At 52.8% G+C, this 19731-nt stretch carries 20 protein-coding genes and 1 pseudogene; 10 read left to right on the top strand and 11 right to left on the bottom strand.

Annotation, left to right across the window (positions count from 1 at the left end; genetic code table 11):
- The first annotated feature begins 2 nt into the window (after positions 1-2).
- Positions 3-515, top strand: coding sequence for a cysteine hydrolase family protein (locus AC5S26_RS09715; protein ID WP_494184696.1), 513 nt, complete (start codon positions 3-5; stop codon positions 513-515).
- Between the two features lie 486 nt (positions 516-1001).
- Positions 1002-2462: a flavin monoamine oxidase family protein gene (locus tag AC5S26_RS09710; protein WP_494184695.1), complete on the top strand. Its 1461-nt coding sequence runs from the start codon at positions 1002-1004 to the stop codon at positions 2460-2462.
- Between the two features lie 382 nt (positions 2463-2844).
- Here AC5S26_RS09710 and AC5S26_RS09705 read toward each other — a convergent pair whose 3' ends face one another.
- Together AC5S26_RS09705 and AC5S26_RS09700 are read right to left on the bottom strand one after the other, a co-directional pair.
- The gene (locus AC5S26_RS09705; protein ID WP_494184694.1) at positions 2845-3312 is read right to left on the bottom strand and encodes a hypothetical protein; all 468 of its coding nucleotides are present in this window, start codon (positions 3310-3312) and stop codon (positions 2845-2847) included.
- A gap of 502 nt (positions 3313-3814) precedes the next feature.
- Complete coding sequence (locus tag AC5S26_RS09700) at positions 3815-5026, bottom strand: cytochrome P450 (protein ID WP_494184693.1); 1212 nt, start codon at positions 5024-5026, stop codon at positions 3815-3817.
- 537 nt (positions 5027-5563) lie between these two features.
- Here AC5S26_RS09700 and AC5S26_RS09695 point away from each other — a divergent pair.
- The 3 genes from AC5S26_RS09695 to AC5S26_RS09685 all read left to right on the top strand — a co-directional run bounded on the left by AC5S26_RS09695 (position 5564) and on the right by AC5S26_RS09685 (position 9027).
- On the top strand, positions 5564-6481 hold the full coding sequence (locus tag AC5S26_RS09695; RefSeq protein ID WP_494184692.1) for an NAD(P)H-binding protein: 918 nt from the start codon (positions 5564-5566) through the stop codon (positions 6479-6481).
- Between the two features lie 504 nt (positions 6482-6985).
- A complete protein-coding gene (locus AC5S26_RS09690; RefSeq protein WP_494184691.1) occupies positions 6986-8452 on the top strand; it encodes an amidase in 1467 nt (488 codons plus the stop codon).
- Positions 8453-8577: 125 nt separating this feature from the next.
- On the top strand, positions 8578-9027 hold the full coding sequence (locus AC5S26_RS09685; RefSeq protein ID WP_494184690.1) for a MarR family winged helix-turn-helix transcriptional regulator: 450 nt from the start codon (positions 8578-8580) through the stop codon (positions 9025-9027).
- On the opposite strand, the gene AC5S26_RS09680 is transcribed toward AC5S26_RS09685, so the two are convergent.
- The 6 genes from AC5S26_RS09680 to AC5S26_RS09655 all read right to left on the bottom strand — a co-directional run bounded on the left by AC5S26_RS09680 (position 9024) and on the right by AC5S26_RS09655 (position 13695).
- Positions 9024-9461, bottom strand: coding sequence for an SDR family NAD(P)-dependent oxidoreductase (locus AC5S26_RS09680; protein ID WP_494185398.1), 438 nt, complete (start codon positions 9459-9461; stop codon positions 9024-9026). The two genes, AC5S26_RS09685 and AC5S26_RS09680, sit on opposite strands and share 4 nt — an antisense overlap.
- Entirely contained in the window at positions 9410-9604 is a 195-nt protein-coding gene (locus tag AC5S26_RS09675) for a hypothetical protein (RefSeq protein WP_494184689.1), read from the bottom strand. The genes AC5S26_RS09680 and AC5S26_RS09675 overlap by 52 nt, the downstream gene beginning before the upstream one ends.
- Positions 9605-9873: 269 nt before the next feature.
- Positions 9874-10437, bottom strand: a complete 564-nt coding sequence (locus tag AC5S26_RS09670) for a TetR/AcrR family transcriptional regulator (RefSeq protein ID WP_494184688.1) — start codon at positions 10435-10437, stop codon at positions 9874-9876.
- Positions 10438-10745: 308 nt separating this feature from the next.
- A complete protein-coding gene (locus AC5S26_RS09665) occupies positions 10746-11216 on the bottom strand; it encodes a nuclear transport factor 2 family protein (protein ID WP_494184687.1) in 471 nt (156 codons plus the stop codon).
- 903 nt (positions 11217-12119) lie between these two features.
- A complete protein-coding gene (locus tag AC5S26_RS09660) occupies positions 12120-12878 on the bottom strand; it encodes an SDR family NAD(P)-dependent oxidoreductase (RefSeq protein ID WP_494184686.1) in 759 nt (252 codons plus the stop codon).
- A gap of 496 nt (positions 12879-13374) precedes the next feature.
- Entirely contained in the window at positions 13375-13695 is a 321-nt protein-coding gene (locus tag AC5S26_RS09655; protein ID WP_494184685.1) for a DMT family transporter, read from the bottom strand.
- Between the two features lie 298 nt (positions 13696-13993).
- Here AC5S26_RS09655 and AC5S26_RS09650 point away from each other — a divergent pair, with 298 nt between their 5' ends.
- The 3 genes and pseudogenes from AC5S26_RS09650 to AC5S26_RS09640 all read left to right on the top strand — a co-directional run.
- Positions 13994-14194: a hypothetical protein gene (locus tag AC5S26_RS09650; RefSeq protein WP_494184684.1), complete on the top strand. Its 201-nt coding sequence runs from the start codon at positions 13994-13996 to the stop codon at positions 14192-14194.
- A gap of 858 nt (positions 14195-15052) precedes the next feature.
- Positions 15053-15922 (top strand): alpha/beta fold hydrolase, encoded by an 870-nt coding sequence (locus AC5S26_RS09645; protein WP_494184683.1) that lies wholly within the window; start codon positions 15053-15055, stop codon positions 15920-15922.
- Between the two features lie 247 nt (positions 15923-16169).
- Positions 16170-16406 (top strand): annotated as a pseudogene (locus tag AC5S26_RS09640) (POTRA domain-containing protein); the annotation flags it as partial.
- A gap of 431 nt (positions 16407-16837) precedes the next feature.
- Here AC5S26_RS09640 and AC5S26_RS09635 read toward each other — a convergent pair.
- Complete coding sequence (locus tag AC5S26_RS09635) at positions 16838-17107, bottom strand: hypothetical protein (protein ID WP_494184682.1); 270 nt, start codon at positions 17105-17107, stop codon at positions 16838-16840.
- Positions 17108-18320: 1213 nt separating this feature from the next.
- Between AC5S26_RS09635 and AC5S26_RS09630 the strand changes: the two genes are divergently transcribed.
- Positions 18321-18578, top strand: a complete 258-nt coding sequence (locus AC5S26_RS09630; RefSeq protein ID WP_494184681.1) for a hypothetical protein — start codon at positions 18321-18323, stop codon at positions 18576-18578.
- Positions 18579-18616: 38 nt separating this feature from the next.
- Here AC5S26_RS09630 and AC5S26_RS09625 read toward each other — a convergent pair whose 3' ends face one another.
- Entirely contained in the window at positions 18617-18880 is a 264-nt protein-coding gene (locus AC5S26_RS09625) for a CopG family ribbon-helix-helix protein (RefSeq protein ID WP_494184680.1), read from the bottom strand.
- Between the two features lie 236 nt (positions 18881-19116).
- On the opposite strand from AC5S26_RS09625, the gene AC5S26_RS09620 reads away from it, so the two are divergent.
- Positions 19117-19380, top strand: coding sequence for a hypothetical protein (locus tag AC5S26_RS09620; protein WP_494184679.1), 264 nt, complete (start codon positions 19117-19119; stop codon positions 19378-19380).
- Here the strand turns inward: AC5S26_RS09620 and AC5S26_RS09615 are convergent.
- Positions 19266-19502, bottom strand: a complete 237-nt coding sequence (locus AC5S26_RS09615) for an alpha-amylase family glycosyl hydrolase (protein ID WP_494185397.1) — start codon at positions 19500-19502, stop codon at positions 19266-19268. The two genes, AC5S26_RS09620 and AC5S26_RS09615, sit on opposite strands and share 115 nt — an antisense overlap.
- Between the last annotated feature and the right edge of the window lie 229 nt (positions 19503-19731).

Raw genomic sequence — 19731 nt, 5'->3', positions numbered from 1 at the left:
TCATGAAACAAGCCCTCCTCATCGTCGATGTTCAGTCTAGCTTCCCTGTACCGATAGAAATTCTGCATGGGATCAGAGAATTAAGCGCCTTACTCCCCAGCGTGGCCACCGTCGAGAGGCATGATGAATCAGTGACGCCGTTTGAAGGACAGCTGCGATGGAAACCCGGAAAAGCTGACGAGACTCTCATACCCGCCAACCGCGTTTACATAAAACGTGGCTATCTCCCGCCGCCGGCCGCTATCGAATATCTTCGAGGTATGCGAATGGATCGTATATTGGTTTGCGGCGTCCAAGCGGACACCTGCGTTCTTGCCGCAGGCTTCGCACTGTTCGATGCTGGTTTACATCCGACCCTTCTGAAATGGCTCACGGTCGGGTCGTCCTTGGATCGCTCTGGTAACCTCGGGGCACGCTTGTGGGAACACCACTTTGGAAGCGTTTTGGATCATTCCGATCAGCTCCGCCTTCCTGAGTTTGGTAATTCACACCGAGAGGGTATTAGGTGTAAATGAGCTGAGTCTAACGCCCTATGCTGCTCTTCTTCCGATGGTAGTCTCACGCAGCCGGATTGTAAGCTAGGTGGCCTCCCTATTTTTTGATTGTTATTTTCTTTGCCAAGAGTGGACCACTAACCCTGTGCAATATGGACCAGTTTGATAATTCAAAGCAGGCTAAAGTTGGAGATGTGACGAGAAATAAACATGAGAACTAACTGGTATTCAAACTCATACAAAACGCAAAAGCGATCAGGGTACTGAGATTTCTCATAGTGAGCGCCCTGATCACAGCAAGCTCATTGATGGCGCAGGAAGATGCCACGCTGCCGACGGTGCGGGAGATTGCTAAAGCGCTTCAAATCGATAAATCTTGTGGATCCCGACAAGGCACGGAACCCCGAAATTCTCGCAGTCAGCGAAATCCCTCCAATCCATCGGTGTTGCTTCACGAGATGTCGGGCCACGGTTTCGCATGTTAGACGAAAGAGTGAGGGTGAGGGGATGATGAATCGGCGGAGTTTTTTAACATCGGCAACGGCCGCGGGTCTAACTCGTGCTACTTCTCTTTCTGCAGCCACACTCACTCCAGTTGTGCCGTCTCAGCAGAAGGTGATTATCGCGGGTGGTGGGCTGGCAGGCCTCTCCTGCGCCTATGAGTTGAAGAAGCGCGGTTTTCAGGTTGTTGTTCTTGAAGGCCAGGGACGGGTGGGAGGCAGAGTTCAAACTCTTCGCGAGGGTCTATATTCGGGGCTCACAGCTGAAACCGGAGCGACCCGCATTCCGGATACTCACGAGTTGACGCTATCCTACGTACGTGAGTTCGGACTGCAGCTGGAGGTTCTCACCGGCGGCGACCTCGCGGAGGTCGTTCGCGTGCGAGGGCACAACTACGTTGTGGGGAAGGGTTCGGAACCGGATTGGCCCTTCAAACTGCGCACCGAGGAGCGCCGCCTCGGCCGCTCGGGTTTGTTGAAGCAATATCTGGCCGGCCCACTGGCGCAGTTGATGGTGAGCGAAGACGCAAGACAGATTCCAGAATCAATTCTGGCTTTGGATCACTTCACAATTCAGGAGTATTTGGCGAAACAGGGTCTCTCTTCCGAGGCCATTGAGCTCATGATGCCGAGTACGGACACATCCGTCAGTTACGCTCTGCTGCTTACGGTTATGCTCAATGGCCAGGCATCGAAGAATTATTTCCACATTCGTGGTGGCAACGATCAGCTTCCGGCTGCGCTGGCTGAAAAGCTGGGAGGAACCGTTCGCTTTGGATGCCGCATTCTCAGCATCGGGCAGGACGATCGGAGTGCCTGGGCAGTGATTGAGCGTGGCGGCGAATGCGAGACAGTTCGAGGCGACTACGTGGTGTCCGCTCTTCCGTTTTCGGTTTCGAGGAACCTGTTCGTCGAGGCCCGCCTTTCACCTGAAAAACAACATGTGGTCCGGAATCTGAATTATGCTCCCGTGCATAAGGTCTTTCTCCAGATGCGGGAGCAGTTCTGGAGATCGCGAGGGCAGAGTGGGAGCGCTCAGGCCGATGATTTGATGTCGGACCGTTTCTCCGCGCTGGGACTCGGCTCCGCCAAGGAACGTGGATTGATACGGAGCGAGGTCTTTCGCAATGCGGTAAAGCTCGACGAGATGGACGAGGAGGCACGGGTGCAGACGACGCTTGCGGAGGCCGAAGTTTTGTTCCCCGGATCGCGAGAACACTTTGAGGCAGCGCGATCCAAGAGCTGGCGCCTCGACCCTTGGCAGCAAGGCGCCCTACCGTTGTTCGGTCCTGGCCAGCTCAGCTTCATTGCTGCAGGAGCACGCAGGGAGGGTCGAATTCTATTTGCAGGAGAGCATACGTCACGCTGGCATGGCTGGATGCAGGGCGCGTTTGAATCAGCCCAGCGAGTGGTGGGGGAGATCTGGGACGACATGGACCAGGATTTTGCTTCGGCCGGGTTGAGGTGATTGCGCTGTGGCTGTTTCCGTCTGATAGGGAACGCCAGCTTTCGACAGAATGTACCAGTTCCTTCAAAGATTGGATTGGCATCTGACAGTCCGCAATGAATCTCTCAAACACGACGACAGTAACTTTCTTCCGACAATCGCTTCTTGCAATTTGTCATGCCGGTACTGGCTGTCCGGCTTGTTGTTGAGCCCAAGTGCAAGATGCACCTCGCGAAATGACAAGGTCCCGCCGCCCTCCTCTCGCACGAGGAGGGGTCGGGTTCTCCGTGACCAAACATCTCCATCCTAAACCTGGTACGCGGTACCTTGTCTGTTCGCAAGTGGGACGGTGAGGCATACAAAGAGATAGGCCCACTCGACTCGGAAGCACGATAAAAGTCGATTAAGGTCTAACTTGGTAGATTGGTAGATCCCAGTGATTAGTGGTTAGGTTCCATCGGCGTTCTTCCTCACGACGAAATGCTTGTTGATCAGGAAACAGTTGTTTGGCCAGATCAGATTCAGATTGTCCGGACGGAGCATCGTGTGATGTGCGTGTGACCACGATACGATAGTCCCACCGAGAGTCTTCACTTGTGTGCAAACCAGGAGACCAGATGGAGTAATCCTTGACGTAGCCAAGCTGCTTCTGTCGCTCGAGTATAGCGACCTGATATTTCCGGAAGATTCGAAACCACTCGTCATGAAAACCGTAACGAACTCGGAACACCCATTCGATCGTCTCCGCCTTTGATGAGGAATCAGTAGTAGGACCTACCGCCTGGGCAGTTGTTACGGGCGTGTTGAAGATGAGTGCGCTCAAAAGCGACACTACGACCAATGATCGACGCATGGGAATAAAAAAACGCATTGTGTTTCTCCAAGATAGCTCTGAAAGCAGCGTGCATGAGCGCAGGCTTCCGATATACGTTAGGCCTTATCTTCAATCTGAGTTGGAAGAATCGGTGCCATTGTGTATTGGCCGCCCTGAGGCGGCACCGCCAACGAATTCTGAGTTGATAGTATCTATTTGATCTCGCCCCTCATCTCCCCACGAACGACATTAAACTGTATTTAGAAGACGACAAAGGTCCATAATCCAAATCAAGACTAGTCCATTCGGTCCTTCGAGAAAGGCTTTCTCAGTATCCCGCGTCAATCTTGTACTAGATACTTACAAGAGGTAGTGTGAGCACTAACAAGTCAACACACGTGAATGATCCCTTCGCAGCCAGTGATCCGATACGGATCGAAGATGTCTTAATGGGGATCAGCTGTTTGGGCAAGACGGCTTGCTGTGCGGGGTTCGCCCAGCAAGCCCAGAAGAGTGACATTGCATTGTCGATGAGGAAGCCATCGATCAGAAGCAATATTCAGAGATAAATTGGAAGAGCCTTAAACCCCCGAAACGCGTTATTTGCTACCCGCGAAGGCGCCTGATTAGTTAGTTGCATTCCAGGAAACTTCTGAACCATTCTGAGAATAGAAGTCTGGCCCTGAAGCCGAGCTAGCTGATTGCCGATACAGAAGTGCGGTCCACCGCCAAACGCGAGATGCGGATTATTCACGCGCTTCAAATCGAGACGATCCGGATTTTCGAATCGATCTGGATCGCGATTCGCCGCTGCCAGCATGATCATAATCGTGTTTCCCGGTTCTATACGCACACCGCAAATCTCGATCTCCTCTTTGGCAGTGCGAGCCAGATATTGCACAGGGCTTTCATAGCGCAGCAGTTCTTCCACGCTGCTTCGGATCAGGTCAAGATCCTGACGGAGTGTTTCGCGCTGATACGGATGCTGAAGCAGACTATAGATTCCGTTTCCTATTAGATTTCGAGTGGTTTCGTGTCCCGCGAACAGAAGCATAATGCACTGGGCGTAAAGTTCATCTTCACTGAGTACCTCTCCATCCGCTTCGATGTCGAGCAGAAAACTGATCAGATCACTTCCCTTGTCCCGGCGCCTCTTCGCGACAATCTGACGAAAATGCTGGGTAAGGTTAAAAACTGCATCTTGCGCGGCAGCAGTCTGACCTATCGTGCGTCTTGGGTTTCCGAAAAACTGGGCAATCGCATCCGACCACTCACAAAGTTGACTGTAGGTTGTCTCCGCCCCGCCCAAGAGTTCCCCTATGACGATTACGGGCAACGGGTGTGCAATCGCTGACATGATATCAATTTCGGAAGCATTGCCGATGGAGTCTATAACGCGATCGACAATAGCATTAACCTGAGGACGTAAAAGCTCGATGGCCGCAGGAGAAAAACCCTGGTTCATCAGCTTACGAAGGCGGGAATGTTCTGGAGCATCCATGAAGAGGAGCCAAAGGGACAACATGCGTGTCAATTCGGAAAACTGTGCACGATCTTCTTCCGAAAAGACCGCGAGCAAGGCCGATACACGTTTAGCAGACAGCCTCTGATCCTTTAGTGCCAAAAGACAATCTTCATAGTTGAAAACCGTCCATAGCTTCCGGTTGCCCCAATCGAGTTCATGAATACTACCTGCTGCCTGAAACTCTCGGTAGGTGGGATAGGGATCCTGGATGAACTCAGGATGAAACAATGTTTTTGCAATCGTCAAAATTCGCTCCTCATCTTCGAACATTCGAAGAGATTATGTGACAGGTTAAAGCGTCTTTATGCGCCCTGTTTTTTGAGATTGCCTGCCTACACGACTATGTCGTGGGCACAACATCTAAGTTTGGCCATGGGTCAAGGAAGCATCAACGAGTTAACAAAGGTAAAAGCTTGCGCCGCGGATGTGAGTGTTGAAGCTCCAGCACCCGAATAGGTGTATCAACGGCCTTCCTTAGGTGGCGATAAATGACAAAGATATGATCGATGTCCTAGTCATTCAGCTCGGTAACGAACTTATAGGTGTATCTAAAGCCTTTAGTCGCGTCAGAGTAAGCAAGCAGTAAGGAAAACTGAACTTCGCTGAAATGAAAGTACCGCGTTTGATGAGCATAAGCGTATTATGGTGTATATGCAACATCGTGTCCAGAGAGCATTGTGTTGTTTGTACGTTCGTATAAGAGTTTGGCCGTGAGGGCGGAGTGTAGGAGGTTGCTCTTTCGGGAGATAGAGTCCAACATCGCTTGGAAGAAAGGATATTAGTATGACAGGTTTGAAGCCCATCTTGATCACAGGAGCAAGCGGGAATATCGGAGGAGTTGGTAACACCGTAACGCGATTGTTGCTTAAGAGAGGAAAGCAAATACGAGCGATGGTTCGGCGTGAAGATGAACGATCTGAATCCCTCCGTTTGCTGGGAGCAGAGATAGTGGTTGGCGATCTGCTTAGCCTCTCTGACATGCACCGCGCTATCGAGGGGTGCGGCTCGTTGTATTTCAGTATGACTGTGTCGCCTGAATATCTGGCTGCAACGGTAAATGTTGCAGCGGTCGCCAAGCATCATGGCATTGAAGCATTCGTGAATATGTCGCAGTTGACTGTTTCTCAGATGAGTATCACGGAAACGACAAGCAGTCCTCAACACAAACTTCACTGGTTGGCAGAACAGACGTTGAATTGGTCGGGGCTGCCGATTGTTCACGTCAGACCAACGATGTTTATGGACGGATTCTTCCTAAAGTTTTCAGCTCATAACATAAAGAATTTTAACGAGATTCGAGTACCATTTGGTTTGGGAAAGACATCTCCAATTGCAGCGCGAGACGTGGCGCTGGCGCTGTCTGTCATCTTGGAAGATCCCCAACTCCATATAGGGACCACAATCGAGTTGACGGGTCCACAATCGGAAAACATGACCTTCTATGCAGACGAAGTTAGTAATGTGCTTGGGCGCACAATTAAGTATGTTGATGTGCCTCAGGGCCCTTGGCGTGAAGACATGGTTAAAAGCGGTTTGTCCGAGCATGTGCTCGATCACCTATCCACGATGGGAGAACTGCATAGGGAAGGGCGCTATGACCGAATGACTGACCAGTTCGCCCGTTTGACTGGGAAACGGCCGATCTGTCTTCGGGACTTCATCCATGAACATGCATCAGTCTTAGAACGTGAGAACGGGTGATGGCGCACCAGGAATCCGCAACGGGCTCCGGTTGGGAAGCGTCACAAAAACACATCCAACGGCTTGCTACGCACGTGGATTTTGACGGTTATCCCTTTTCGCCGAATTGCGACGATTGTAGGAGTGGATATGTATCTGCGTCTTCGCTCCAACGCAACGCACCAACTCGGCGGCGTCCAACTTGTATTTACTATCGATGTGCATTGTCGATTGTTGACAAAGGCCCAACATGACATCCGTTTTGCTTGAAAATGAACCACGCTATGCCTGGGTGTTCCGAATGATTCGAGCCGTTACGCTAATAGGTGCCAATACACCGCCATAGCGAGCACGACCGCCGCAAGCGACAGTAGGCGGCAGCTTTCAGTCTATTGTCGTCGCCGATTTGACCTAAACGCTGATCTAACCCAGGCGTCGACCAAAGGCAAAACGAAAAAACGCTGAGTCGCTTTTCCGGGCACAAAAGGGGGTGTGTTCAGCACGGCAATGGATAGGAGACGCGCAGTGACCGCATCAGATTTGTCGTACGCTACAGCAACCGAACTGGTAGTGGCAATGGCAACACGAAAGGCTTCGTCTGTGGAACTCACACAAACCGCAATTGAGCGGATAGAACGTCACGACATAGATATCAATGCAATCTGTGTGCCTGATTTCGAGCGGGCGCTCGCTGCGGCGCGTGCTGCAGACGTGGCACGTGGACGCGGAGACCTGCGGCCGCTTCTTGGCGTCCCGATGACAGTTAAGGAATCGTTCAATGTCGCCGGCTTACCCACTACATGGGGTATTCCACCGTTCAAGGATCACACAGCCACAGAAGATGCTGTAGTCGTCGACCGAGTAAAGGCGGCCGGTGCTGTGGTTCTTGGTAAGACTAACGTTCCCTTTGCATTGAGCGACCTCCAAAGCTACAACTCCATCTACGGATCGACGAATAATCCATGGGATCTTAGCCGCACGCCGGGCGGTTCCTCTGGCGGATCGGCGGCGGCGTTGGCCGCCGGTTATGGACCTTTGTCCATTGGCTCCGACATCGCAGGCTCGCTACGGGCTCCGGCGCACTATTGTGGAATCTACGCGCATAAGCCGACCTTCGGACTCTTGCCGGGAAGAGGCCACACGCCACCGTCAACCCGGCCACTGGCATATGAACGCGATTTAGCCGTTGTCGGCCCTATGGCGCGTAGCGCCATGGACCTCTCCCTGATGCTTCAACTGCTAACCGATCCAGATGAGACTACCCTTGGGATTGCCTACAGGACTGCCCTACTGCCGGCGCGGCATGAGAATCTGACAAGCTATCGTGTTCTTGTCTTGGACACGCACCCACTGATCCCAACCGCTTCGAGTGTACGTACTGCAATCGACCGATTGGCCAACATACTGACTAAGGCAGGCGTCAAGGTGCAACGCAAGAGTTCGCTACTGCCTGAACAGGTTGAGGCGGCGCGGCTCTATATGCGCTTGTTGAGGTCCTCACTGTCAATAAGTTTACCGGCCGAGGTATATGAGCGCCTGCGTGTAGAAGCCGCTGCGCTTGATGCCTCTGATCTGAGCCTTGCAGCCGAACGCACACGCGGCTCCGTGCTGAGTCACCGAGATTGGCTTGTCGCGGATAATGAGCGCGTGCAGCTCCGTCAACGCTGGCGAGAACTATTCGCCGAGTTCGACATAGTCCTTTGTCCGGTGATGCCCACCCCCGCGTTCCCTCATGACCAGACTCCGGATCTGTGGAACCGCCAAATCGTAATCGATGGAGCGAGCTATAACTATGCCGATCAACTTGTCTGGGCGGGCCTAGCGACAACTCCGGGCTTGCCGGCGACAGTGGCCCCCATCGGTCTTTCTAACGAAGGTTTGCCGATTGGTGCTCAGTTTCTCGGCCCGATGTACGAGGACCTTACCCCAATCCGTTTTGCCGAGATCATCGAACGGGAATTTGGAGGATTCATACCACCTCTACTTCCTTGATTGATCACGACGGGAAAGCCTCCTGCAGAGCATCAGAAGTAGTTGAATCTTCGACAAGCTATTTGATTTGAATCTGGCGCAGGCGATGTTTGACAATATGTTGTATCTACATCATCATAATCCGTATGACCAAAAAGACGAGCTCGGAGCACCAGGATGATGTGATCCATGAGATTTCAAGTAACTGCCTAGTTACGCGAACGCGCCGAATTTCTCGAGTTATCACTGGAATTTACGATAACGAGCTTCGACCTTTTGGAATCAATTCCCCTCAGTTCACATTGCTTGTAGTTATCTGCAGACTGAGATCCGCCAGCCGCGCGGAGATTGGGCGGTACAATTATCAGGAGCGATCGACGCTAAGTCGAAATCTCCAACTCCTACTCTCCGAAGGCTGGGTTGAAGAAATGGAGCAAGAAGCAGATGGACGAAGCAGACCTATCGTCCTCACGAGGTCCGGCAAGGCTCTGTTGCATAAAGCTGCACCTGCGTGGAGAGTGGCGCAAGCTCAGGCCGCGACCGTGTTGGGGAAGGGTGGCATTGCAGCGATCACGAACATAGCTGATGATCTTTAAGCGCACAACGCGAGACATAAGTCATTTACGCTTCGTGATGCAGTGTATACGCCATTGTTTTCGAAGAACGAAATGCGAGACGATGAGGTAGCATGAATTGGTGTAATGATTGCGTCGGCCTCAGCCAGACACACGTGGATACCTTGTGCACGGAGCTCTAAACGCAGTGCAGCAGTCATGGAAAACGAATGCTGCTTTCGAACCAGCAGAGCGTCCGCTAAAGGTGGTGTAATGTGATCGCCGACCGCGCCCATCTTAATGATCCGTCCCTTGGCACGCCGCACAAGCGGCGGGAACGTTTGGATGACCGCTACCTGACCGAACAGATTGATCTCAAAGATTTCACGAGTTTTGTCCAAGGGAGTGTGCTCGACAGGAGATGTCATTCCAATCCCGGCATCATTAAATAGAGCATCGAGGCCACGATCACCCAGCCGTTCCGCAACGTCTTTTGCTGCCGCGCGGAGATTGACTGCTGATCTTCGACATCGATTCTAAGCGGCTCAACAATGCCTCGTGCTGCGCTAACAAGTGCGTCTGCATCTTCATCTTTACGAACGCGGCGAAAACTTTTCATCCATGCCGTGCCAAAGGTAGGCAAGTAGCTCGGCCAATGTCGCTTGAGGTGCCCGTCACCGACGATCGTGCACCGATTGGTGGGAACTGGAGACGATGTAAGTCTTCCCACGGCTTCACCTGTTGATGCAAACAAATGTTTGCATGAGTCAGTAAATGATCGTGACATTGTGCCTTGGCCGATTCTGTTGTGTCCGAAATCTAGGTCGGGTTCCCGGCATCGACGGGATAAAATTATTGGGCTATAGTAGATATCCTGATTATTCTTGGTTATTGATTCAGAAGGCGATCAGCAAGCGACTCCAGGCTTCGTCTAAACTCCCCTTTGCTTGCCTGGGCTCGAGAAACGATTAGAGCACCCTCAATGGCGGCGACTGCACCTTCAGCGCGTATCCGCGCCTCTTTTGTCGGGAAACCTGCTTCCACGGATAACTGCGTGAACTTATCGATCCAAAAGCTAAGTGTGTTCTTCACATGAGCTCGCACGGATTCGGGTGTACTAGCGATACTCAAGGTCTCAAGGAGACAAGCTTGAGCTCCACCCTCGTAGAACTCGTCCAATCGCTCTCTTATGAGTTTCAATCTCCGAGAAGGCTCACCGTCGGCATCGACCGGAGCCAATACATACGTCGCGAAGATACGATCTGTTTCGGTGAGGGCCGCAAGCGCCATCTCTTTCTTCCCTCCGGGAAAGCGATGGTACAAGCTCGCTTTGATGAGGCCCGACGATTCAGTGAGCAAGCTCAGGCTCGCCGCCTCAAATCCATGATCGCGAAAAACGGAGATGAGTGAGCTGACAACCTGGGTTGCTCCCGCCTTCCTGACTCTTACCATCGACTGATCTCTCCCAATTGCACTTTCATGATTAGATCGATTTCCGAGTGACCGATCGGGCTAAAGAAAAACGTCACGAATACTGAACTCCAAATACTAAGCCCGGTTTTGAGTCGTTCTATTCTTCTCACAAGGTAAGTCACAAATAAAAGGACCAAAACAACAAACCAGTGTATAAACTCCATGACTCGGTCAGGTAACCGACACGCCTACGCTAGTTCTCTCCACACGAGCCGGTCCAACCAACGCGGCGGATTCGCAGATCAGCTGAGAAACTCGCCGACCATAACAATGGAACGCGGTGACTGTTAGAGTTCTATCCATTCCGTAAAGAAATCGGCGAGTTTGCTGCGCCGCGCAGTTAGCTCGTCATAGTATTCTGACCACTCGCCGATTCGGCCGTCCGTCATTCTCACGGTAGAAACACCTCGGAGGGATCTTGACACTCGGCCTTCGCGCCCGGGCCAAGCGAACTCAGTATGTGTCGCAGTGAAAGTCCATTCTGCAACGATCTGATTCTTGCTTGCGATTACATTTGTCACGTCCAAGTGAGCATCGGGGAAGAGCTCTCTAACCTTTCGGAAAAACTCCTCCAGCCGTGCTTTGCCATTGAATTCGAGCCCGAGTGCATGGTCGGTGAATTTCACATCCCGACCAAACAGGTCGAGAGCATGGGTAACGTTCCCCTGGTTGAGGGCAGCCACGACGGAGGACACAATCGCTACGCCTAGGTCCATTTGACTTGGTTGCATTTTCAGAGTGCTGGTTGTTGTTGTCATTGAAATTTTCCCCAATTCAGTTGTTGTGCGGTTCGGGTGATCGGCTCAGTGAGTTGTCGTCACTTATTGCGATCCGTAAACATGAGAAGGCTTCCGCAATATTGCGCGTGTCGACTCCTTTCACTTTGATCCCGTTATCGTCGCGGCAGTCGTACTCACATATCGCTGAAATAGGGAGGATCCGCTCAGCCCCCCATCCAGCAAAATGCAATGGTGGCAGTCCTCCCGTCTCGATTGGTTGATAGGTTCTCGTACGTCTCAGATCTTGCTTCCATCGAAGTTTCTGCCTAAATCAACACTAGGCCACCTGTGGAGGGGAGAGAAGGGCCATAATGACCAAATGGACTGGTCCAGTTATCTCAAGCAGAAAGGTCGATGAACCGCTTACATAGCGCCGCAGTAGGCATTCGTATGCCTGACAAATACGTATCTACGCAGCCACCGCGAACATAGAAGTTGGGACCTCGAGGTGAAGCGTGTCGATGGCAACAACCAACAAGAGAGACCAGAAGGGAGGTTCGTTTGATCAACACGCACACGTCCTGCAAACTCCGGCGCACCAGTCTCAACTCTTTGCTTGCTTGGCCGGTGTTCAAGGCGAGTAGATACTTCATCCATCGACTGATTCATATATCCAACGTAAAGCGCCTATCTGGCGCAAACTTGGCATCGATCGCCTTTCTTTACGGAAAATAATCTATTTAAAATAACCAATTCTTGGACGGTGATACCGGCTTCTCCGTCGGAGAAATACCGCACCGCTAAACCGGCGCCACCAGATTTTCTGTTCTTTTGCATCGGTAGGCCATTCAGTGGCCGAGAAATGGCTACTGATACATTACTGAGCAAGGAGGCTGCCGAGCGGCTCTGGCGAGCTGAGTACAACTTGTCCCTCTGCTGTGCTTAATCGGCGAAGGACCCTGCATCTACCGGGATTGTATGGCCGGTGATCATGCGCGACTCTTCAGATGCTAAAAAGACAGCCGTATATGCGATGTCATCGGGCTCGATGAGGCCAAATTGTTGAGATGCTAGGGCGGCCATGGCCTCAGGTCGGTCCGCAAGCATTTTCTTGACCCGATCGGTGCCGACTGCAGCGGGCGCGACCGCGTTGACCCGGACGCGATCCTTGGCAAAGGTGTGCGCCGTAGTTCTAGTCAGATTCATCACTGCCGCCTTCGAAGAGGCATATGCAGACCGTCCGCCGGTCAAATTTCCAAAACCTGCCATAGATACCATGTTGATTACTGAGCCACCTCCGCTTTTGACTAGTTCGGGGATTGCGAAACGAAGGGCGAGAAACGTTCCGAAATAATCCACACGGATCTTATTCCAAAATTCGTCAAGAGCTGCGGTTGTCGCTGGGCCATCCGTGTTGCCCGAGCCGCCTGCATTATTGAGGAGGATATCAAGTCGGCCCAACCGGCCGACAGCGCATTGGACCGCCTCCTCGACCGAAGCTGGTTCGGTGACATCACACCTCTGAAACATCGCATCGCCGCCCGCTTCGATAATGCTCCGTGCTACCGCTTCACCTTGGGCGACCCGCCGACCCGTCAACACGATGCGAGCTCCTTCCCGAGCGAACATCACGGCGCAATGTTGGCCTATCCCACTTGTAGCTCCCATCAGAAGAGCACATTTGTTTTTCAGTCTGTCCATTGTTAATACCTCATCGAACGTTCTTTTGGGACATCTTGCGTCAATTGTGTCAACGCGGCCTTTGACGATGTCGTTTCGGTGGGGAGCCCACCAACGGGTCAACGTTTTCGGTCCATCAGCGGGGCCTGCATTTGTGAATCAGGACACAAGGAGGTTTGTAGGGTTTGTATAATTTAATTCCCATTAACGACCTGAATGTAGTCAGTATTTTATGAAGCTGTGGTCCTCACTAACCTGTTTCTTTCGGCCTTGGTCTCCATCACGATGGAGACCTCCGACATGTAAATAGAAGCCTGGGGCCCGGGCGGGTGTAATCAGCTTCGCACACCTGGAAGTCAAGCGCTCCAAAGCTCGGAGGCTTCTCAGGGCTAAATACCGCCGCAATTACCTGCTTCGCAGGCACCCGCTCTACTAGTCCCTCGATTACAAGTTGCCTTGAATATCCATTCGCTTCAGTAACCGCGATCATTGTGTGCCCTCTTATGAGAGATCACTCTCAGCTCCCCGAAAACAGCTTGAGTCCGATAACGCCTGTCACAATAAAGGCAATGCAGAGCACCCTCATCGGCGCTGCTGATTCGCCGAGCATCGCCATTCCGAGAATCGCAGTGCCCGCCGCGCCGATGCCGGTCCAGACCGCGTAGGCCGTCCCCACGGGAAGAGTACGTAGCGAACGTGAAAGAAGAATCACACTCGACAAGCCAGTAGCAACCGTGAAGAGTGCAGGGATCAAGCGCGTGAAACCTTGAGACCACTTCATTCCGAAAGCGAACGCGATTTCGAAAATACCAGCAATGCTAAGTAGTACCCATGCCATGCGACAGCTCCGTCTGTTGATTCGTCAAGGGTTTGCGTCCATGCACGGTTCGGTGGAACTCTTCGATTGGCAAGAAACTCAGCATTGCGGAACATTTCATAACTCTTGGGTACCCCTTGTAACTAACGTTAGGCCAAATATGGATTGGAAAAAGGTCCATAATACGAATAGCAACTGGTCCACTTCCACCAGAGTGCGAATCGCTCCGATGTGATGGCGGAATACGGTCCCATTGCGATGGGAGATAAAGTCCACATGGTTCCCCTGCGGAGCATATCCATCCATCGATGGCCCAACAATGCTCGCGCAGAAGCAGGAAGATTGGAACACGAGCTTTCAGATCTGGGGTCCATTTGATACGCAAATTAGCGAGTTCACCTTCGATCACTACCACCTCTTCCAAGGCGAAATGCGCATCCTCCCGGGGTTCACACTCGTGCCGGAGAACGATATGGCAGACCCGTCATCCTCCGGCAACCCGAAGCGTCGGAAACATTAGTCCGCGAGACCCTCTATAACCCCATTCAGACGCTCGAACCTCCAACAAAACGAGGCTAGCGTCGAGAAGGAAGTCGGCCTGAAATATCGCTTGATATTGGAACGGAAGACGAAGGAGTAGTAAGCCCGAAGAGGGATCCTGATACACGTTAGCCTCTGTGAGGCCGGTGGGGCATATTGATGCCGGTAGTCGAGGCAACTCGGCAAGACCGAATTTGTATCTCCCAAGTGGCTTATCAGCGCCGTTGGCTCTCTTCGAAAACGGCGTTTATGAGAAGTTACCGACGCTAAAACGGGATATCGTCATCCGTGGTCTCGGCGTCGGGCTCCTCAAATCGCAGATCAACAAGAATTCTTGCTGACTGGTCCAGAAACTCTTCACGGTTCATGAAGATAATATGGCGGCGTTGAACTAAGAATCAACTCAAAAAGTGCTTCAATTGTTGCTGTCGGCACATATATGTGGACCGCGGATTGTAAGGGCCTCCCGTCGCATCAACCCTTGCGCGACACTAACAATCTCAGTGGTACAAAATGACGGGCAGGCCAGTTCCATGCTGCGTATCTTCCAAACCGTACGCGGCGGAGGCAATGCGAAGGTCGATGCTGGCGATCCCCGAAGAGGATGTATCTAGTCCGGGTAATCTGGTACTAAGCTACGAGATCTCATCGGGCGCCGCCCCGCACGCGGAATTTTCTAACCTGGGGCGCCGCAGACACTAGTTCGTTAGCGACTTCTGTTACGAAAAAGCCTTGAGTTGATGGATCCGTTCTGATGAAACTTCTGTCGATGTGACTCATCTAACAAGCGGATTTGGAAACAACTCACAAAAGTAGTTCAGCAGGAGGAGCTTTACGCATGAAGGGTTTGATTCAACAGCACAGCATCGTTACATCGCACGGCACGCTCGCAGTCGAGGAGCGAGGTGAAGGCAAGGTTTCTCTGCTACTGATCCATGGCAATTCCTCCTGCCGCGGTGTCTTCCGCCATCAACTAGAGTCTTCGCTCACGGAGAAGTACCGGTTGATCGCCTTCGACCTTCCAGGTCATGGCGAGTCTACCAACGCGCCCGATCCTCAGCGAAGCTATACGCTACCCGGCTTCGCCGATGCTTCCGTGGAGTTGCTCGGTAAGCTTGGCCTCTCTGAGGCGGTCGTCTTCGGCTGGTCGCTCGGCGGACACGTCGCCATTGAGATGCTGTCCCGTTTTACTGGTATGCGCAGTCTGCTGCTCTCCGGCTCTCCGCCTGTCGCGAAGGTGAACGGGGTGAACAACATGGTGCAGGGTTTCAATACTTCGCCGAATGGCAGCCTCGCAGGGAAGGAAGTGCTCTCCGAGGCGGAGATCCAGTCCTTCATTGGCGGTCTCTTCGGCCACTCTGCTGAGCCATTTCTCTTCGAAGCCGCGGCACGTGCGGACGGCCGCTTTCGCAAGCGACTCTTCGAGGCTGCACGTGAGGGTGCCGGAACCGACCAGCGGCGTGCCGTCGAGGGAGCTACCATCCCCATCGCCGTGATCAACGGTGCAGCTGACCCCGTAATCAAGCTCGACTACTTCGATACGGTCGCGTTCCGCAACCTATGGGGAGGACGCTCCCACCGACTCCAGGGATTGGGGCATGTTCCGTTCTGGCAGGGACCAGACACTTTCAACCCTCTTCTGGAACGTTTCCTGAGCCAGGTGGAAGGCCGCGAGAAAGACAATCCGAACATTCCCGCAGACGCGTAGCAAAAAGTTCGCCCTCGTCAATTCAATTCACCTATCTATGCGTTACAGTCGTCTAGCACTGAGTGGCCGTTTGGCGATTACCAATAACTCCATTTCGCGATCTATCCCTCGACGTCTATAAGCGGCTGCGGTCGGTAGGGCCTGACCTCCAGTACATAGCAGGCACTGACCCCGAAAAGCCTCACCCTGCGCCAAACCATTTCAAAGCTACGACAAATAATGTCACAAACCACACCGTGCCCTCTTTTCACTGCGAAGCGGTGAAGTCTTCAATACAAGTAAATTCGGCAAAGGCTCAGAAAATTTGAGAAAACTCTATGCGACACGAGGGTATGTCAACTGTGTTGTAACTCCTATGGCGTCGATTGATGAGTCACACCGCACTATCGATTTGGTTCTGGATGTGGACGAGAGGCGACCATTCGACTTCGGCAAATTGAATCTGGAGTTGAGCTTTATCCCAGCGCCAGCAAGACACTGTTGAATTCGTGGAAGTCGTTGGAAGGCAAACGGTTACAAATCGATCGAGTTGGAGCATTGGCTCCAGGCAAATCACTCCGATTGGAGGGTTGGCCCACGAACTTCAGACTCAATAAAGATGGTCCAGGATGCGTTCTCCCTTGTAGTCAATGTGACACTGACACAGTGGGTCAACCGAATGAATCGGTAGGCAGACTCTTTTTTACCCCGCGCAAATTTGCCTACATTAACTCCCGACAAAGTCGGTTTTTCGACAAGTTCGCGGCCAACGTCTCTGGTTATACACAACCCATCACACGCCGCCTCTGGACGTGGTGCAACCATATCGCAAGATGTCAACTCGGTTCATGGTGTTGGTCTGATCGTCGTCCAGCGCGTCCGCAACTTTTGCAGTGTCACTGGCGCCAGACTTGTAAGCTGTCCGGGGCCGTGTTCTCACTCGCTATCTAATGACCAAAGCCTATGCATCGTCGCGAACAGGAAGGCTACGCTCAGCCCGAATAAGAGCCACCCGTTCAGCGCCTCCATTGCGCCCATGAGGTGCCAACGGTCTTCCAGCTGCAGGTTCGCGTGGCCATAGCTTGTAATCGCGTTCAGCGAGTAAAGCATTGCTACCTGATAATCGGGCAAGGCTTTGAGAAATTGATACACAAGCGCCCAGAGAGCGGCCTCCATTCCGTGCAGGGCCGCCGCCGACAAGGTCATGCCAGAGGTGATCGTGAGGATTATGGTCCGTGGTGGCGCCGAAGAACGGGATGGCTGAGAGCCCGAGGCGCCGTCTGCCTTACCATCCATAGGCCCGACTGTGGATGAGGACAGTCAGCACGATCAATAGCAGCCCCCATGCCCATTCGGCCACCCACGTAGAGTGCTCTGTTATAAAAAAGCTGGAAACGCATCGGACGATCATGATTAGCGCCCTTCCCGTCAATCGAGTTCTCGACGACCGCCCTATGGCAGCTAACTCTGGCTGCGTCTCTTGGAATTGCCGCTTGGGTGAGCAGCTTCGTTCGTCGAACGTCAGCTTCATCATTGGCGTCCTAAATTCACCCTTCCATATGCGCTGCCAGTCTACCTCCCTGAAAGTCGGGTTTACGATTTGAAGTTGCCCTAACTCCGTTTTCCAGCATCAATGATCGATTCGTCCGAGATCACTACCGACAAGCCGACTTCCCGGTACTAATTGGAAGTCATGTCCGGATTAGTGTCGATATACGCCGACAACTCAAATCGCTCTAAGAGGGGGGCCGCAGGATGCGAAAAGTGGACCACGTGTCTGTATAGTCGGCATTTCGGACACGTGGCTCAGGTATCTGCCGAAAAACGGGGTCTTTGGCAGATTCAGCATCGAAGTTGCGATAACGCGCTTTTGCGGGAGTGATACTAGCCCATTAGGCATGGGCATGATGATGTAGCGGTACTTGTAAACGTCGGGTCCATCTTTCTGGGCGCATCTGACGTATCGACTGCGCGTCTTTTGAATTCTTCAGGCGTACCTCACCCAATTGGACCCAACCACCAAACGGTATCTCAATCAGGTCCTTTGACTCGCCCGAATTCCTGGTCAAGCATGCGACCGCCGCCTTCAGTAGGCGGAATATTTGCCTAGTAGGCAAATCTATTGTTCAGTAGGCGGATTAATTATTTGCCTCCAGCACGAGAGCCCGCGACCGACTACTTATCTCGAGTGCACAGAACCCGTCGGAGTTCCTGGAAGATATACGGAGCAAGGATACGAACGAAGATCTGCATTAGCCACTTCCGCAACGTCATCGTGAGCTTCGGTGACCGTTGACTTATTGCCGGATGGCCGCTCCCGCTTCAGTTCGGCGCTGGCCTTGCGAGGGCTCTTTGGTGTGTTCTGCGAACAGGTTCTGCCCGGCTGTACGGTAGCAGTGAATCATTCCGGATGTGATTGTTGGAGCGCCAACGCCAACGTGTTCATGAACACGTTGCTACAGAGTCTGGAGTTGGCAATACGCGGGCCAGCTTCGGCTTCAACTTGTCCACCATTCGAGTGATCTCCTCGGAAGTTGGCGCCGAAAATGCCGCGGTGAGGCGTTTTCCGGCAACCGTCCTAATGGCGCACCGGGAACATACGGTTACGTCACTGAACATCCGCCTGTGCCGTGATGCGGACGCTGTCGATGGTGAGATCCAGTGGGCGCCTGTCTAGGTGCAGCATATGTGCCTTGGCTGTGTTCGTCCAAACAATCATCTACGAGGCAACTCGTGCGATGCGTTGCCGACGCGTTCATCGAGTGCACGTCCAATGTCTTCGTGCGATGTGACACGACCCGCATCGGCATCGGCGATGCCTTGCTCGATCAGACGGCCATGGTGTTCGTTCAGGTCGAGGTACAGATCGATAGCCTCGTTCAGAACGAAGGAGCGGTCTCTTTCCTTCGTCGACGCCAAAGCATCGAGCCTTCCAACCTTCTCGGAGGAAACCATGAAGCTGACAGACTTTCTACTCATGTCGCAACCCCCGTTATTATTTGATTTTACGCGAGTAGCAGAGAGAATGGCCAAACAAGTCGGCTTGCCGCCGGGTAGTAAGGTGTAGCCAACAAACCGGTGCCAAGTGACAAGACTCGGGAAAAACGTCCTAGTTTTGGATCTGGCCGTGGCGATGATAGAGGTTCTGGTCGCGGAGTTCGATAGGCAGCGGACGGTTGGGCAGACGGAACGCGTTCAAGAGAAACTGCCGACTGTTGGAGTATTTAAAGGCTGCATGGAGGGGAGACTGCCAGTTGTCGCCGGAGTGGTTGAACAACATCCAGGAAAACGCGCATGTCGCGCTGGTGAGCCATTGTGACGAGGTCGATGAGACCCTGCGTCGTGCCGAAGCGTGGGTCGACGTTCATGTAGTTCTGGATGGAGTAGCCATGGTAGTTGCCGGAGGCGGGCGAAGGGCATCATTATTCTCGAAGATGGGCGAGAGCCAGATAGCGGAGCAGCCGAGGCCGTTCACGTAATCGAGGTGGTTGATGACGCCCCGTATTTTGCCGCCGCAGAATTGGCCGAGCTGCGCTGCCGTGCCATTTCCAGACGCGCGGGCGGTGCGCCAGCGGACCGACGGGGCGTGGCATCGTCGAATCGGTCGACAAGCAGGAAATGGATGAACTCTTCACGCCATTCCGGCTTGCAGTTAAAATATTTGCGACCGGGGTGGACGCTGACGTCGAGATCATATACGGAATCGCTCGCTGCAGACCTCCGAATAAAAAGCATCGTTCATTGCCAGCCCTAAACGTATATCGCGCTAAACCTTGTTATCTTCTGTGCTTTCGTTCGATCAATTTCTCTTTGTTGTAGTGGCGTAATCT

The organism is Edaphobacter sp. FHG110511_03 (assembly GCF_059115365.1).
The sequence above is the reverse complement of the archived record's forward strand: the minus strand, read 5'-3'. Positions and strand labels throughout refer to the sequence as shown.

Coding starts and splice junctions, on each gene's coding strand:
- AC5S26_RS09715 (WP_494184696.1), top strand. CDS start 3: ATGAAACAAGCCCTCCTCATCGTCGATGTTCAGTCTAGCTTCCCTGTA.
- AC5S26_RS09710 (WP_494184695.1), top strand. CDS start 1,002: ATGATGAATCGGCGGAGTTTTTTAACATCGGCAACGGCCGCGGGTCTA.
- AC5S26_RS09705 (WP_494184694.1), bottom strand. CDS start 3,312: ATGCGTTTTTTTATTCCCATGCGTCGATCATTGGTCGTAGTGTCGCTT.
- AC5S26_RS09695 (WP_494184692.1), top strand. CDS start 5,564: ATGACAGGTTTGAAGCCCATCTTGATCACAGGAGCAAGCGGGAATATC.
- AC5S26_RS09685 (WP_494184690.1), top strand. CDS start 8,578: ATGACCAAAAAGACGAGCTCGGAGCACCAGGATGATGTGATCCATGAG.
- AC5S26_RS09675 (WP_494184689.1), bottom strand. CDS start 9,604: ATGAAAAGTTTTCGCCGCGTTCGTAAAGATGAAGATGCAGACGCACTT.
- AC5S26_RS09670 (WP_494184688.1), bottom strand. CDS start 10,437: ATGGTAAGAGTCAGGAAGGCGGGAGCAACCCAGGTTGTCAGCTCACTC.
- AC5S26_RS09665 (WP_494184687.1), bottom strand. CDS start 11,216: ATGACAACAACAACCAGCACTCTGAAAATGCAACCAAGTCAAATGGAC.
- AC5S26_RS09660 (WP_494184686.1), bottom strand. CDS start 12,878: ATGGACAGACTGAAAAACAAATGTGCTCTTCTGATGGGAGCTACAAGT.
- AC5S26_RS09655 (WP_494184685.1), bottom strand. CDS start 13,695: ATGGCATGGGTACTACTTAGCATTGCTGGTATTTTCGAAATCGCGTTC.
- AC5S26_RS09650 (WP_494184684.1), top strand. CDS start 13,994: ATGCTCGCGCAGAAGCAGGAAGATTGGAACACGAGCTTTCAGATCTGG.
- AC5S26_RS09645 (WP_494184683.1), top strand. CDS start 15,053: ATGAAGGGTTTGATTCAACAGCACAGCATCGTTACATCGCACGGCACG.
- AC5S26_RS09635 (WP_494184682.1), bottom strand. CDS start 17,107: ATGACCTTGTCGGCGGCGGCCCTGCACGGAATGGAGGCCGCTCTCTGG.
- AC5S26_RS09625 (WP_494184680.1), bottom strand. CDS start 18,880: ATGAGTAGAAAGTCTGTCAGCTTCATGGTTTCCTCCGAGAAGGTTGGA.